Origin of the sequence: Litorihabitans aurantiacus, assembly GCF_030161595.1 — a bacterium.
In the GTDB taxonomy this organism is placed as follows: Bacteria; Actinomycetota; Actinomycetes; order Actinomycetales; family Beutenbergiaceae; genus Litorihabitans; species Litorihabitans aurantiacus.
Window position 1 is genome coordinate 2,875,812 of the sequence record NZ_BSUM01000001.1, and the last position, 14,623, is coordinate 2,890,434.

The following is a 14,623-nucleotide window of genomic DNA, read 5'->3' on the forward strand; positions in this document are numbered from 1 at the left end:
AGAACCCCCTGTCCGGTGATCGAACACGATCGAAACCAGTGTGAATCGAGAGAGAACGTTCACATCTGCACCGCTGCATCCAGACCCTGCTCAGCACGAGGTGGTAGAACGCTCGGGTGAGCGACATCAGCGACGCGGTCCCCCTCTCGACCGCCGCACGCAGGCGCCGACTGACCCAGGAGATCTGGCTCGTGCTCGGCGTCGCGATCCTCGGGAGCGCGACCTACGCCGTCCTGAACCTGATCGACCGCTACACGATCGACGTCCCGCTCCAGCAGCAGTCGGCGGCGCTGAACGTCACCCAGAACGAGCGCCCCTGGCTCGACCTCCTGTACCAGCTGCGCCGCATCGCGCTCATCGCGCTGCCGGCGCTCCTGGCGCTGTACCTCCTGTCCGCGAACGGGCGCAGCGCCGTCCGCCGCATCGGCCTCACGCTCGCCCGTCCGGGGCGCGACCTCCTGCACGGGATCGCACTCGCGGCCGCCGTCGGCATCCCCGGCCTCGGCGTGTACGCGCTGGGGCGGGCACTCGGCGTGACCGTGGAGGTGCGGCCCGCCGCGCTCGACGCCGTCTGGTGGACCGTCCCGGTGCTGATCCTCGCCGCGCTCGCGAACGGGTTCCTGGAGGAGGTCGTCGTGGTCGGCTACCTCGCCGAGCGGCTGCGGGACCTGCGCTGGGGGGTCGCCGCGATCATCGTGGCCAGCTCGCTCCTGCGCGGCAGCTACCACCTCTACCAGGGGCCCGGGATGGCGATCGGCAACGTCGCGATGGGCGTCCTGTTCGCCTGGTACTACCTCGTGCCGAGGTGGGGTGGGCGGGTCATGCCGCTCGTCGTCGCCCACACGCTGATCGACGTCGTCGCGTTCGTCGGATACGCGCTGATCCCGGCGGCGTGGCTCGCGGCCATCGGCGTCGGCTGATGCGCCTCCCCCGGCAGCGGGGGGCACGAGCCTAGACTCGCCCGCGTGAGCGACAGGCCGGTCCCGGGGGCGACGGGCTCGCCGGAGCAGACCGGGGCCGACGACGAGGGCCTCGTGACCTCCGACGTGCCCGGGTACCAGCGCACGCAACGACTGGACCGCGCGAGCCTCGAGCAGTCCGATGCGGCCACCGGTCCCGAGCCGGCCCCCGGTCCCGAGCCGGCCCCCGGCGCCCCGCCGGCCCCCGGCGCCCCGCCGCCACCGGAGCCGCAGGAGACGAAGCTCCAGCACGACACCGCCGAGATCGCCGCGCGCCTGCCCGCGCCCGCCGCACCCAGCCGCCCGACCGGGCGCACGGTCGAGGTCGTGGATCTGCCCGTCTACCGCCTCCGGCGCCCGGGCGACCTGCTGGCCGCCGTCGTCACCACTCTCGGCATCGCCCTCGTGCTCCTGCTGGCCGTGTTCGCGCACGCCACGACCGAGGGCGTCACGGAGGACGTGCGCGGCGCGATCCCCGGCACGCTCCAGAGCGTGCTGCTCGCCCCGGTGAACCTCCTCGAGGGCGTGGTGACGTTCCTGCTGCCGATCGTCATCGCCGTCGAACGCCTCTTCCGCCGACAGGTGCGGCTCGTGGGCGAGGCGGTCGCGGCCGCGCTCGTCGCGGGGCTGGCGACCGCCGGGGCCGCCTGGCTCCTGGAGACCGTGGGGCCGGACGTGCTGGTCGACGGCGTCGCTACCCCCGCCGGGACCACGCTCGTGCCGCTCATCGCGGCGCTGACCGCGTTCCTGACGATCGTGGCCGCGACCGACCGCCGCGGCCTCGCGACCTGGACCTGGAACCTGCTGTGGATCACGCTCGTGCTCCTCGTGCTGCGCGGCGGCATCACGCTGCCCGGTGCGCTGGCGTCCGTGCTGCTCGGGCGCACGCTCGGCCTCCTGGTCCGCTACGTCACGGGCGTGCTCGGGGACCGCGCCTACGGGGAGCAGCTCCTCAAGGCGCTGCGCCGGGCGGGGATCGACCCCGTCTCGGTCACCCGCGTGGTCGACGGAACGCCGATCTCCGACGCCCGGCCCACGCTCGTCACCACCGATGCGCCCATCGGCTACCGGTCGGAGACGGAGGCGGCGACGGACGCCGTCGCGCTCGCCCAGGCCGAGCTGGACGAGGTCGCGGCGGGTGAGGCGGTCGAGGTCGAGGAGGGCGACGGCGCCCCCTCCCCCGGCCGCACCCGGCCCGCGCCGGCCCCCGTCTCGCCGTCGTCCGCCACAACTTCCCCCTCCACGACCGCGACCTGGGAGTACACCGAGGAGGAGCGCGCGCGGCTGCACCAGACCGCCGAGCGGCCGGCCGTGACCGGGGCCGACGGCGCGGCCGGCCGCTCGGGCGCGGGCGCGTCGCCCCGGCGCCCCGTCGACGGCGGCCGCCCGGAGCTGCGCACGGCCTCTGCCGTCGTGGGCGAGGAGGCCGGGGAGAACCGCATCTACTCGGTGCGCGACGCCGACGGCCGCGTCTGGGACGTGGGTGTGCTCGACGACGACCGGCAGGTGCTCGGGGTCCTGGCCACGTTCTGGAAGGCGCTGCGGCTGCGCGGCCTCCAGCGCCGCACGGTGGTGTCGCTGCAGGCCTCGGTCGAGCGCGCGAGCCTGCTCAACTATGCGGCGGAGTCCGCCGGGGTGCGCACGCCGAAGCTGCGCGGCATCGCGACGGTCCAGGGCAGCGCCGTCCTGGTCTCCGAGCACGTCACCGGCTCCCAGACGTTCGGCGACATCCAGACCCGCCGCCTGACCGACCGCGTCCTCGACCGCATCTGGGAGCAGGTCCGCATCGCGCACGCCGCCGGCCTCGCGCACCGCGACCTCGACGACACCTCGATCCTCATCGACGGCGCCGATCGCGTCTGGCTCACGGGCTGGGTCGACGGCGAGATCGCCTCGCCGTCGCTCGCCCGCCGCCTCGACCTCACGCACGTGCTGGCGCTGCTCGCGCTGCGCGTCGGCTCCGAGCGCGCGATGGCGAGCGCGAACCGCAACCTCAACCAGCCGCAGCTCGCCTCGATCGCACCGATCCTGCAGCCCGTCGCGCTCCCCGAGCGCACGCGCGCCGACGCGCGCCGCAACCGCGCCGTGCTCAAGGAGGTGCAGGAGCTGCTGGTCCGCGTCATCCCGACGGCGGCCGACGCACCCCCGATGCAGCTGCGCCGGTTCTCGGTGCGCACGATCGTGACGGTGACGGTCGCCGTCGTCGCCGTCGTGGTCCTGCTCACCTCGATCAACATCAACCAGATGGTCGGGTTCGTGCGGGACGCGAACCCGTGGTGGCTGGCGGCGGCGTTCGGCTTCGGCCTCTCGACCTACCTCGGCTCGGCCATGACGCTCAAGGCGTTCTCGCCGGTCACGATCCCGCTGTGGCGCACCACGCTCGTGCAGATCGCGGCGTCGGTGGTGGCGCTCGTGGCACCCGCGGGCGTGGGTCCGGCCGCGCTGAACCTGCGCTACATGCAGAAGCAGCGGCTGGACACCCCGATGGCGCTGGCGACGGTCGCGCTCGTGCAGATCTCGCAGTTCGTCACCACGGTGCTGCTGCTGATCGCGGTCGCGCTGCTGACCGGGTCCTCGGGCGCGCTGGACCAGCTGCCCTCGGGCGCGGTGCTGATCGGTGTGCTGGTGGTGCTCGCGGTCGTCGGCTCCGCGATGGTCGTGCCGCGGCTGCGGCGCTGGGTGCTGGCGAAGGTCACACCGACCCTCAAGCAGATCTGGCCGCGGCTCGTGTGGGTCGTGGGCCAGCCCGGCCGCCTGCTCGCGGGGCTCGTCGGCAACGTGATCATGACCGTCGGGTACATCGCCGCGTTCGGCCTCACGCTGTACGCGTTCGACGCGAGCATCCCGCTCACCACCCTCGCGATCGTCTACCTCGTCTCCAACACGGCGGGGTCCGCGGTGCCGACGCCGGGTGGTGTCGGTGCGGTCGAGGGTGCGCTCACGGCCGGTCTCACCGCGGCGGGGGTCCCGACGGCGGCCGCCCTGGCCACGGCGTTCGTCTTCCGTCTCCTCACGTTCTGGGGGCGGGTGCCGCTCGGCTGGCTCGCGCTCCGCCGCCTGCAGAAGCGCAACCACGTCTGACGCCCTCGCGTGTAGGACAATGACTGCCACCATGAACTCCTTCTCCTTCGCTGCGCTGACGGACGTCGGTACCGTGCGCACGAACAACGAGGACTCCGCCCTGGCCAGCTGTGAGCTGCTCGCGCTGGCCGACGGCATGGGTGGACACGCCGCCGGGGAGGTGGCCTCCGCCGTCGTGATGCACGCGCTCAGCCGCCTGCTCGCGCCCGGTGCCGACGTCACGCCGGACGCGGTGACGGCCGCGACGCGCGAGGCGCGCGACGCGCTGCGCGGCATGTCCGGCGCCGACGCCGAGATGGAGGGGATGGGCACGACGCTGGTGGGGCTCGGCGTCGGGCCCGAGGGTGTGGTGCTGATGCACGTGGGCGACTCGCGCCTGTACCGGGTGCGGAGGGGCGAGGTCGCGCAGATCACGACCGACCACACCCACGTGCAACGCCTCGTCGACTCCGGCCGCCTCGCCCCCGGCGACGTGCGCCACCACCCCTACCGCTCGGTCATCCTGCGGTCGATCGACGACACCAGCGACGACCTGCCGGACGTGACCGTGACGAGCGACGTCGTCGCCGGCGATCGCGTGATGCTGTGCAGCGACGGGCTCTCGGACTACGTGGACCACGAGGCGATCGTCGCCGGGCTCCTGGCGGGGTCCCCGCTGGACGCGGCGCGGCGCCTGATGCGCGACGCGCTGGACGCCGGCACCCGCGACAACGTGACCGTGATCGTGGCCGACGTGCACGACCCCGACCTGGAGCAGGACGCCGACTTCGTGCCGGAACCGCCCGTCGTGGTCGGCGCCTCGCTCGGTCAGGCGCAGCTCGAGGGCGGGGCGCTCGGGGTCCTGCTCGAGGCCTTCCCCGAGGCGGCGACGCTCATCGACACGGTGCCGCGCGCACCCGTGGCGGAGATCGACGAGGACACGCTGCCGCCGCGGGGTGGCGGTGCGGGTGGCGGTGCGGGTGGCGCGGCCGGGGGCGGAGCTGACGCAGGAGGTGGTGCCGGAGCTGGAGCGGGCACGACCGCCGGTGCCGGTGCCGGCCCGAGGACGACCGCCGAGGCCCCGTCCGAGCTCGAGGACACCGATCCGGGCGCGGCCTGGACCGTGACCGCGCCGCCTCCGGCGCACGCGACCGTCGTGGCGGAGCGCGAGGAGCCGGTTTCCGAGGAGCCTCTTCTGGAGGAGCCCGTTCTGGAGGGCTCGGAGCCCGCGGGCCCGGGGCGCGCGGGCGCGTCGGCCGACGGCGCACCGGCCCACGAGTTCGAGGTCGCGGGCACCGCCGCCACGAGCACCGCGGCCGCGAGCACCGCCGTCGACACGACGGTCGGACCCGACTGGACCGCGACCCTCCCGGTGCCCCCGCCCGCACCGGACCCCGCGCACGAGACAGTGCCCGTGCCGCCGCCCGCGCCCGACGCGGACCCGACCCCCGGTCCGCGCTCGGACGACGACCTCGAGGCCCTCTTCGGGCCGGGCTCCGACCGCGACGCCCGCGGCCGTCGGACCGAGCACGCCGACGTCCCCGCCGCCCCTGCGCCCGTGGCCGGTGGCCAGGCGCCCGACGAGGCCGCCGATCGCGACGACCGCACCGGCTCGTCCGCGGCCGAGGCTGCGCCGTCGCCGTCGCCGTCGCCGTCCGTCTCGCACCGACCCACGGTGCGGGACGCGGTGTGGCTGGGACTCGTCGTCGTGGCCTTCACGTCGGTGACGCTGTCGGTCTGGCTCACGCAGTCCTGAGCGCGTGTCGGTGGGTCGACCTACGATCGAGCGCGTGGACACCTTCCCCGCCTACCGGGCCGACGACGACCGCTACTCGACCATGACCTACGCCCGCGCGGGCGCCTCGGGGCTCAAGCTGCCCCGCATCTCGCTCGGGCTCTGGCACAACTTCGGTGACACCGGGGACCGCCGCACGCAGCGCGACATGCTGCGCGCCGCGTTCGACAACGGGGTGACGCACTTCGACCTCGCCAACAACTACGGACCGCCCTACGGTGCGGCCGAGGAGAGCTTCGGTCGGCACTTCGCGGCGGACTGGCGGCCCTACCGCGACGAGCTGCTGATCTCCTCCAAGGCCGGGTACGACATGTGGCCCGGCCCGTACGGGGACGGCGGTTCGCGCAAGTACCTCGTGGCGTCCCTGGACCAGTCGCTGCAGCGCATGGGCCTGGACTACGTCGACGTGTTCTACTCCCACCGCCGCGACCCCGAGACGCCGCTCGAGGAGACGATGGGCGCGCTCGACTCGATCGTGCGCGCGGGCAAGGCCCTGTACGTCGGCATCTCGAGCTACAACGCGGCCGACACCCTGCGGGCAGCCGAGATCCTGCGCGAGCTCGGCACCCCGCTGACGCTGCACCAGCCCCGCTACTCGATGCTGGACCGCTGGATCGAGGAGCCGGGTGCGAACGGGAGCGACGACGATCGCAGCCTCCTGGAGGTGCTGGACGCGACCGGCGTCGGCTCGATCGTGTTCTCGCCGCTCGAGCAGGGGCTGCTGACCTCGCGCTACCTCGACGGGATTCCCGAGGACTCCCGCGCGGGCAGCGACAAGCGGTACCTCACGAGCGACAACCTCACGCCCGACCGGCTGGCGAAGGTGCGCGCGCTCGCGCCGATCGCGGAGGGCCGCGGGCAGACGATCGCGCAGCTCGCGCTGTCCTGGGTGCTGCGCGGTGGCCGGGTGACGTCCGCGATCGTGGGGGCGTCGTCGGTCGAGCAGCTGCTCGGGACGGTGGCCGCCGGGTCCGCGCCGGACCTGACGGCGGAGGAGATCGCCGCCGTCGACGAGGCGCTGACCGCGACGGCCTGACGCCGGGTCTGGCGCGGCGCGCCGCGGGCCTGGGGCCGGCGCGGGCCCTGGGGCCGGCACAGGCACTGGGGCCAGCCAGGGCACTGGGGCCGGCACAGGCGCCAAGTCGCGCGCCGCCGCCGCTCAGAACGCCGGGTGCTGCTCGAGCTGGCTGCTCGAGCAGCACCCGGCGTTCTCGCTGTAGCGCCACCGCCGGCCGCCACCGCCACCGCCGTTCGGGCCGCCGCCGCCACCGGCACCGGCACCGGCACCGGCACCGGCACCGGCACCGGCACCGGCACCGAGAATGCGCCTGGCCGCTCAAAGCGCCCGATTCAGCAGCGAGGAGCATTCTCGGCATCACCGTCCGTCATCGAGAATGCGCCTGGCTGCTCGCAGTCGCCGTTTCAGCAGCCAGGCGCATTCTCAGCCGGCGGGCTCGAGGGCGGGCGTCGAGCGACAGGCAGGCGGGCCGGCGGGCGGGCCGGCGGGCGGGCGGGCGGGCCGGCGGGCCAGCGGGCTAGCGGGCCAGCGGGCTGGCCAGCAGGCGAGCGGGCCAGCGGGCCAGCGGGCGGCGTGCGAGCGGGCGGCCACCCCGGGGCGGGCGCTAGCGTGGCGGCATGCCCCCCGAGATCCCCGGTGTCGATGTCGGCGCGATCATCGGGCGAGGCGGCAACGCCGTCGTGCACGCGGGGGTGCAGCGCGCGGTGCAGCGGCCGGTCGCGGTCAAGATCGACACCCGGGCGGTCACCGACGAGCGCGACCGCCGACGGTTCGCGCGCGAGGCGACGGCCGCCGGACGCATCTCGAGCCACCCGCACGTCGTCTCGCTGATCGACGCCGGCACCACCGCCGACCACCACCCCTACCTCGTCATGGAGCTGTGCGAGGGCGGGTCGCTCGCGGACGTCATCCGGCGCGAGGGCCCGCTGCCGGTGGTCGACGCGCTCGACATCGGCATCGCCGTCACCGGTGCGCTCGCCGCGGCGCACGAGGCTGGAATCCTGCACCGCGACGTCAAGCCCGGCAACGTCCTCATCGACGCGTTCGGCACGCCCCGCCTCTCCGACTTCGGACTCGCGGCGCGCGCGGTGGTCGACGACGAGACGTTCTCCGCGACGCTCGAGGCTCTCACCCCCGCCTACGCGCCGCCGGAGGCGTTCGAGGCCGGGATCCCGACGGCGCGCTCCGACGTCTGGTCGATGGGCGCGACGATCTACGCGATGCTCGTCGGCGGTGCGCCGCGGCGCCGTCCCGACGGCGGGTCGCTCTCGCTCAGCGAGCTCGTCGCAGCGCTCCCCGCGCGGCTGCCGCTGCCGGAGGCCGAGGGCGCCGCCGCCGTCATGGAGGTGCTCTGGCGCGCGACCGCCTACGACGCCGCGCGCCGTCACCCCTCCGCCGCTGACCTGCGCGAGGACCTGCGCCGAGTGCGGAACCGGCTCGGGCCGGCGACCGGTCACGTCGGCGGGCCGGAGGTGACGGTCGTGATGGGGCCGCCGACGCTGGCACCGGCTGCGACCGGCTCGGTGGCCACGGCCGGCGGGATGGCCCGGGCGGGTGCGGGTGCGGCGACGCGGACCGGTGTCGATCCGGCCGCGGAACCTGGCGGCGGCTCGGGCGGTGGCCCGACGGCGGGCAGTGATTCGCGAGGCGCCGCACCGGCCGGCAGCCCACCTGACGCCGCCGGGCGCTCGTGGCCCCGCCGACGGCGCTGGCTCCCGGTCGCCCTGACGGTCGCGGCGCTGGTCGTGGGCGGCGCGGCTGGATCGGTCGCGACCCGGGCGGGCATCACGACGGCGACGGAGTCCGGGAGCGGTGCGAACGACGAGCCCGTGCCGGGCACCGCCGGCACAGGTGGCGCCGAGGACACCGAGGGACGCGACGGCGCCGGCTCCGACGACGCGACGGGGACGGGCGGCGGCGACGGAACGGACGGCGGTGTCTCGGGCACCGACCCGGGCGGGACCGGTGCGACGCCGTCGGGCTCCGGGAACGAGACCGGATCCGCGGCACCCGCGCTCCCGGAGGACGAGTGCTGGGGCGGCATCGTCTCGATCAGCGGCAACGTCACCGCGAGCCCCACCTCGTGCGCGCAGCCGCACGCGTGGGAGAGCTACGCCGTCGGCAGCCTGGACGAGGGCGCGGCGTCCGCGCGGTCGGACGACGTCGCCGCCGACCCGCAGGTGCTCGCCACCTGCACGCCCGACGCGCTCGAGACCTACCTGGGCCGCGCCGTCGACCCGGCGAGCGTGCGGCTCGAGGTGATCCCGCCGTCGGAGGCCGCGTTCCTCGCGGGTGAACGGGGCTTCGCGTGCGTCGTCGCCCCAACCGACGGCGGCGACCTCACGGCGTCGATGCGCGGCTGACCCCCACCTCGCACCCGTTCACCGAGAACGCCTGGTGCTGCTCGGCCGGCGCCTCCGAGCAGCACCCGCCGTTCTCGGCCGATCACCTCAGCGTCGAGAACGCTCCTCGCTGCTCCTGGCGACTCGACGAGCAGCACCCGCCGTTCTCGACAGGGAGCGGGTGGGGCGGGCGCGCCTCGCCTCCCGCAGCGGCCCCCTCGCTCACGACGGCACCTCCCTCGCCTACGACGGCGGTCCGCATCGCGGACACCCGGCTGGCGCCCCTCGCTGGGGGCGGCTGGGGCCTCGCTCACAGCGGCTGGTGGTGGCGTCGACCGCCCACTCTCCCGCTCCCGACCCCCTGACCTGCGCAAATGCGGACCGTCAGCCAACGGCGTCGCCACTAGCCGCTGTGCGCGAGGACCCAGCCGCCCTCAGCGAGGGGTGCCGGGCGTCCGCGCGCGGGCGTCCGAGGTGCGGACTGCCGTCGTGGGCGAGGGCGTCGCCGTCGTGGGCGAGGGGCGCAGCACGGATGGCGCACCCGCGTCAGGCGACGAGCGCGCCCGACGGCGTGGGCACGTCGACGCGCGCGCCGACATCAGCGCCGGCGTCGGCCGCGACCCCAGCCCCGGCCCCGGCCCCGGCGTCACGCCACAGCCGCGCGTACGCGCCGTCCGCCGCCAGCAGCTGCGCGTGCGTACCCTGCTCGAGCACACGCCCGCCGTCGAGCACGGCGATGACGTCGGCGTCCCGCACGGTCGAGAGGCGGTGCGCGATCGTGATGGTCGTGCGCCCGCGCGCGACGGCGTCGAGCGCCTCCTGCACCGCACGCTCGGTCGTGTTGTCGAGCGCCGAGGTCGCCTCGTCGAGCACGAGCACGCGCGGGTCGCGCAGCAGCGTCCGCGCAATCGCGACGCGCTGGCGCTCCCCGCCGGAGAAGCGGTGACCGCGCGCGCCGACCAGGGTCTCGTAGCCGTCGGGGAGCGCCGTCACGACGTCGTGCAGCCGCGCCGCACGCGCCGCCGCCTCGATCTCGGCGTCGGTCGCGTCCGGCCGAGCAGCGCGCAGGTTGTCGGCCACGCTCGCGTGCAGCAGGTAGGACTCCTGCGAGACGACGCCGACGGCGGCCGCGAGGTCGGCGAGCGCGAAGTCACGCACGTCCACGCCGTCGATCCGCACCGCCCCGGTGGTGACGTCGTGCAGGCGCGGCACGAGCGAGGACAGGGTCGTCTTGCCCGAACCGGTCGCCCCGACCAGCGCCAGGTGCCCACCCGCCGGCACGCTCAGGGAGACGTGCGAGACGGCGTCGCGATCGGCACCGGGGTAGCGGAAGGTGACGTCGTCGAACGTGACGGCGCCCGAGACGTCCGTGAACGGGACGGGATCGGCCGGGTCGTCGATGAGCACCGGGAGGTCGAGGTGCTCGAACAGCCGCGAGAACAGGGCGGTCGAGGCGGTGAGCTGGACGCCGACGTCGAGCAGCCCCGTGAGCGGCCGGAACAGCCCGCCCTGCAGCGCGGTGAACGCCACGAGCGTGCCGATCGTCATGCCGCCGGAGGTCACCGGGAACCCGGCCGCGAGGTAGAGGACCGCGGGCATGGCGGCGAAGATGACCGTCATCGTGGCCATGCGCCAGCGGCCGGCGAGCTGCGCGGCGACCTCGAGCCCGAGCATCCCGCGCGAGGAGGTCGTGAACCGCTCGGCGAGCGCGGGGCCGCTGCCGAGCGTCTTGGCGAGGGTCACGCCGCTGACCGAGAGCGACTCGTCGATCTGACCGTGCAGGTCCGCGAGCGCCGCCTGGCGCCGCGCCGTGACGTCGCGACGCATCACCGCGACTTTGCGGCTGATCCAGATCGCGGGCGGGATCACGACGAGCGAGAGGAGGGTGAGGCGCCAGCTCAGCGCGAGCATCGCGACCAGCGTGCCCACGACAGTGGTGACGTTCGCGGCGGCCGACGTCGCCGAGCTGGTGACGACGTTCTGCACGCCCGCGATGTCGTTCGTCAGGCGCGAGGTCACCTCGCCGGCGCGCGTGCGGGTGAAGAAGCCGAGGTCCTGGCGCTGCAGGTGCGCGAACAGCTGCGTGCGCAGCCGGTGCATGATCCGCTGGCCAACGCCGGTCGCGAGCCACGTCTGCAGCACGCCGATGACGGCGGTCGCCGCGGCCACGGCGATGAGCGCGACGACGCAGCGCACCAGGAGCGCGACGTCCTGGCGCGGGAGAGCGTGGTCGATGATCTCGCGGGTGAGGAACGGCGTCGCCAGGCCGATCGCCGAGGAGGCGACGATCAGGGCGACGACGACGGCGAGGCGCCCCGTGTAGGGCGCGAACAGTCCGCCGATGCGGCGGTAGGAGACGGGGTGCGCGGCGAGCTGCGCGACGTCGGCGGGGTCACGGCGGGCGGGTTCACCGCGGCCGCGGTGGGGGGCGGGCGTCGGGGCGCCGCCGGGACGGCCGGTGCGGGCGTCGGGGTTCGGGGTGGGGTGTGCGGTGATGGTGGGCTCCTCTCGTCCGGACACATGCTGAGGCTACCTCACGATGAGGTAGTTCCGCTATCACCGGTAGTGTGGGCCGCATGACATCTCCCGACGGGGCCTCCCGGCCGCCGGCGAGGCCTGCCGGCTTCGCGCGCACCGGCGTCCCCGAGGCCGACCTCGTCCTCGAGGCCGCCCGCGCGCTGCGCCGCACGTGGGGCGAGGGCCTCGCGGCGCACGACCTCACCCCGCACGAGTCGCGCGCGCTGCGGGTGGTGGTGCGCTCCTGCGGCGGGAGGCACCCGGGTGGACTCGGGCACGAGCACGAGCACGGGCACGACGGCGGGGCGGGCGACCCTGCGCCGTCGGGCGGGGCAGCGAGCGGGACGGCACTCGAGGAGGAGGCAGCCGGGCCGACGGGCACCGGGGCGCCGTCGCACAGGTCCGCCGAGCAGGGTGGGCGCGCGCCGTCGGACGCCCCACGCCTGGCCGACATCGCGACGGCGCTGCGCATCGCCCCCCGCTCGGCCACCGAGGTCGTGGACCGGCTGGCCGCGCGCGGCCTGGTGGAGCGCCGCCCGAGCGTGGCCGACCGTCGGGCCATCGAGGTGGTGCCCACCGAGGCTGGCCTGGCGGAGCACGGCGCCGTCGAGCGCTCGTGGACCGAGGCGGCCCACCGCTTCCTGACGCCGCTCGACGACGCCGAGCGCCGTCAGCTCGCGGCACTCCTGGACCGGCTCGTGCACCACGACTGATCGCCCAGCGTTGCCTCGCGGGGAACTTTCAGACGCCCTGGCTGTCTAAATCTTCCCCACGACGCCGGCGGACCGACCCGCGGCGCGGCTCGTGGGGAAATGTCGCAGGCTCAGGCCTGCGTCACGTCCCCGCGAGAGGCCCGGCAGGGACGGGCGATGGCCTCGAGCGAAGCGCTCATGGACGACCCGCGCGTCCGGGCCCAGCCCGTCGACACGACGTGACCGCCTCAGCTCTCGTGGGGAACTTCCGGACGTCTCGGCCGTCCGGAACTTCCCCACGAGCGGGGTCCGAGCAGCGGCCGGGCGCCTCTCAGCCGAGCTGCGGCGTCATCGTCCCCGGGTCCAGCGGGACCGAGGTGTGCTCGTGGACGATGCGCCACCCGCCGTCGTCCGCCCCGCCCTCCCCCGCGCCGGTGCGCCGCAGCACCCACGTCAGCCGGTTCCACATCCCGTAGCGCTCGGAGCCGTCGGGCTCTACGATCGCGTAGCGGACGCGGCCGGTCGCCGTCGCGAGATCGCCCTCCGACCAGATCGCCAGGTCCGCCACGTCCGCCACGTTGCGATCGCCGTCGGCGATGCTGGCGAACCACATCGCCACCTGCTCGCGCCACGCGGTGATCCCGTCGATCGCCTCGACGACCATCGAGTCGTGCACCACGACGGCGTCGTCGTACAGCGCGAGGAACGCCTCGAGGTCGTGCGCGGCGGCGGCCTGGCCGTAGGTGCGGGCGAAGCCGTCGACGGCGCGGGCGACGTCGTCGCGGGAGTGCGTGCTGGTCATGGCAACCTCCGGTGGATCGTGGTGCGGTCGAGGTGATGACCGCCCCGGGCCCGGCAACTCATCGGTGGACCATCGGTCGCCGGCACGACGGCGATCCTCTCGGCGTACGTCGGCAGAGCTCTCGAGGTACGTCAGGAAAGCTCTCGCGAACGACAGTCAGCCTCATCGCGGAGGGTCGGCAAACCTCTCGGGGTACGTCAGCAAAGCTCTCGCGGTCACCAGGGGCGCAGGGTCGGGGCGTCGTCGCGGTAGCGCGAGAAGTCGGCGCGCTCGGCGTCGGAGAACGCGCGCGGCCGGCCCGAGCCCCGGTCGACCTGCACCATCCGCGAGCACGCGCGCAGCAGCGGCGTCCCCGCGCTCGCCCGCACCTCGTAGCCGAAGTCCACCGACGACGTCCCGATCCGCGACACCCACACCTCCACGGTCACGGGGTCGGACGTGAACGGCACCGCCGCGAGGTAGTCGATCTCGTGCTTGACGACGACGAGCACCGCGTCCGTGACGACGCCCGCCACGTCCACGCCCATCCGCGGGAAGGTCGCGAACCGCGCGTCGTCGAGGAACCGCAGGAAGGCGGCGTTGTTGACGTGGCCGAACAGGTCGACGTCGGACCACCGGACCGGCATCTCGATGCGCGCGCGCCGCTCCCCGGGCCCACGGACTCCCCGGGCCCACTGGCTCGACGCCAGCACCGCCGCTCACGCCGGCACCACCGCCCGGAACCCGCCGACACCCTCGCGGGCGAGCCGGCGCACCCCCGCGACGTCGACCCCCGGCGGCAGCAGCGAGCGCACCGCCATCGTCGCGGCGGAGTCCGCCACCCGCCCGACGTCCTCCGCCTCGCCCCCGCTCGCGTGGAAGCGGTACTGCACGCCCTCGTTCAGGCTCAGCGCCGTGCTGACGAACTCAGCCGGCTCGACCGGCTGCAGATCCCCGCCCTCGACGCCGGCGGCGACGATCTCGGCGAGCGCCTGCGTGAGCTCCGCGTAGGCGACGTGGAAGTCCTCGAAGACGTCGGGCTGGTCGACCGCCGCCTCCTCGAGGCTGTAGAAGTTCAGCGGCGCCGAGCACATCTGAACGACGTCGAGGTACAGCACGACGTAGAGCCGCACCGCCGCGGCCTCGCTCTCCGCCAGGAGCGCCCGGGCCGCCGTCAGCGACCACCGGTTCTGGTCCATGATCGAGCGGAGGATCTCGTCCTTCGAGCGGAACCAGTAGTAGATCGAGGACTGCCGCAGCCCCGCGGCGCCGGCGATCTGGCTCATGCGCGTGGCGTGGAAGCCCTGGCGGGCGAAGAGCGCGGCGGCCGCCGTCACGATCCCGGTCCGGGGGTCGTCCGTGACGACCCCGCTGCGGCGCGGGCGCCCACCGGCCGAGGGGGTGCTCACCATCCTGCGATGGTAACGACGACGGTGGCGCGCCCGAGCCCCGACGGCTC

10 protein-coding genes are annotated in these 14,623 nt (G+C 74.9%); 6 read left to right on the forward strand and 4 right to left on the reverse strand.

Annotation, left to right across the window (positions count from 1 at the left end; all coding sequences use genetic code 11):
* The first annotated feature begins 116 nt into the window (after positions 1 to 116).
* The 5 genes from QQK22_RS13700 (at position 117) to QQK22_RS13720 (ending at position 9,195) form a co-directional block, all read left to right on the forward strand.
* Positions 117 to 920: a CPBP family intramembrane glutamic endopeptidase gene (locus QQK22_RS13700; RefSeq protein ID WP_284251505.1), complete on the forward strand. Its 804-nt coding sequence runs from the start codon at positions 117 to 119 to the stop codon at positions 918 to 920.
* A gap of 45 nt (positions 921 to 965) precedes the next feature.
* A complete protein-coding gene (locus tag QQK22_RS13705) occupies positions 966 to 4,040 on the forward strand; it encodes a lysylphosphatidylglycerol synthase transmembrane domain-containing protein (protein ID WP_284251506.1) in 3,075 nt (1,024 codons plus the stop codon).
* Between the two features lie 31 nt (positions 4,041 to 4,071).
* Entirely contained in the window at positions 4,072 to 5,775 is a 1,704-nt protein-coding gene (locus QQK22_RS13710) for a PP2C family protein-serine/threonine phosphatase (protein ID WP_284251508.1), read from the forward strand.
* An 82-nt stretch (positions 5,776 to 5,857) separates the two neighbouring features.
* Positions 5,858 to 6,850: an aldo/keto reductase gene (locus tag QQK22_RS13715; RefSeq protein WP_284252761.1), complete on the forward strand. Its 993-nt coding sequence runs from the start codon at positions 5,858 to 5,860 to the stop codon at positions 6,848 to 6,850.
* Between the two features lie 599 nt (positions 6,851 to 7,449).
* Complete coding sequence (locus QQK22_RS13720; protein WP_284251509.1) at positions 7,450 to 9,195, forward strand: serine/threonine-protein kinase; 1,746 nt, start codon at positions 7,450 to 7,452, stop codon at positions 9,193 to 9,195.
* A 525-nt stretch (positions 9,196 to 9,720) separates the two neighbouring features.
* On the opposite strand, the gene QQK22_RS13725 is transcribed toward QQK22_RS13720, so the two are convergent.
* The gene (locus QQK22_RS13725; RefSeq protein WP_284251510.1) at positions 9,721 to 11,694 is read right to left on the reverse strand and encodes an ABC transporter ATP-binding protein; all 1,974 of its coding nucleotides are present in this window, start codon (positions 11,692 to 11,694) and stop codon (positions 9,721 to 9,723) included.
* Positions 11,695 to 11,750: 56 nt separating this feature from the next.
* Here QQK22_RS13725 and QQK22_RS13730 point away from each other — a divergent pair, with 56 nt between their 5' ends.
* On the forward strand, positions 11,751 to 12,404 hold the full coding sequence (locus QQK22_RS13730) for a MarR family winged helix-turn-helix transcriptional regulator (protein ID WP_284251512.1): 654 nt from the start codon (positions 11,751 to 11,753) through the stop codon (positions 12,402 to 12,404).
* Between the two features lie 310 nt (positions 12,405 to 12,714).
* Here QQK22_RS13730 and QQK22_RS13735 read toward each other — a convergent pair whose 3' ends face one another.
* The 3 genes from QQK22_RS13735 to QQK22_RS13745 form a co-directional block, all read right to left on the reverse strand.
* The gene (locus QQK22_RS13735; RefSeq protein WP_284251513.1) at positions 12,715 to 13,185 is read right to left on the reverse strand and encodes a YybH family protein; all 471 of its coding nucleotides are present in this window, start codon (positions 13,183 to 13,185) and stop codon (positions 12,715 to 12,717) included.
* Positions 13,186 to 13,400: 215 nt separating this feature from the next.
* Positions 13,401 to 13,811 carry an acyl-CoA thioesterase gene (locus QQK22_RS13740; protein WP_284251514.1) on the reverse strand — a complete coding sequence of 137 codons (411 nt, stop codon included), beginning with the start codon at positions 13,809 to 13,811 and terminating at the stop codon, positions 13,401 to 13,403.
* A 72-nt stretch (positions 13,812 to 13,883) separates the two neighbouring features.
* On the reverse strand, positions 13,884 to 14,576 hold the full coding sequence (locus QQK22_RS13745) for a TetR/AcrR family transcriptional regulator (protein ID WP_284251515.1): 693 nt from the start codon (positions 14,574 to 14,576) through the stop codon (positions 13,884 to 13,886).
* Positions 14,577 to 14,623: the final 47 nt, after the last annotated feature.

Bases quoted from the DNA above. Each gene is read 5' to 3' on its own strand.
- QQK22_RS13710 (WP_284251508.1), top strand. From the start codon at position 4,072: ATGAACTCCTTCTCCTTCGCTGCGCTGACGGACGTCGGTACCGTGCGC.
- QQK22_RS13715 (WP_284252761.1), top strand. From the start codon at position 5,858: ATGACCTACGCCCGCGCGGGCGCCTCGGGGCTCAAGCTGCCCCGCATC.
- QQK22_RS13720 (WP_284251509.1), top strand. From the start codon at position 7,450: ATGCCCCCCGAGATCCCCGGTGTCGATGTCGGCGCGATCATCGGGCGA.
- QQK22_RS13730 (WP_284251512.1), top strand. From the start codon at position 11,751: ATGACATCTCCCGACGGGGCCTCCCGGCCGCCGGCGAGGCCTGCCGGC.
- QQK22_RS13735 (WP_284251513.1), bottom strand. From the start codon at position 13,185: ATGACCAGCACGCACTCCCGCGACGACGTCGCCCGCGCCGTCGACGGC.
- QQK22_RS13740 (WP_284251514.1), bottom strand. From the start codon at position 13,811: ATGCCGGTCCGGTGGTCCGACGTCGACCTGTTCGGCCACGTCAACAAC.
- QQK22_RS13745 (WP_284251515.1), bottom strand. From the start codon at position 14,576: ATGGTGAGCACCCCCTCGGCCGGTGGGCGCCCGCGCCGCAGCGGGGTC.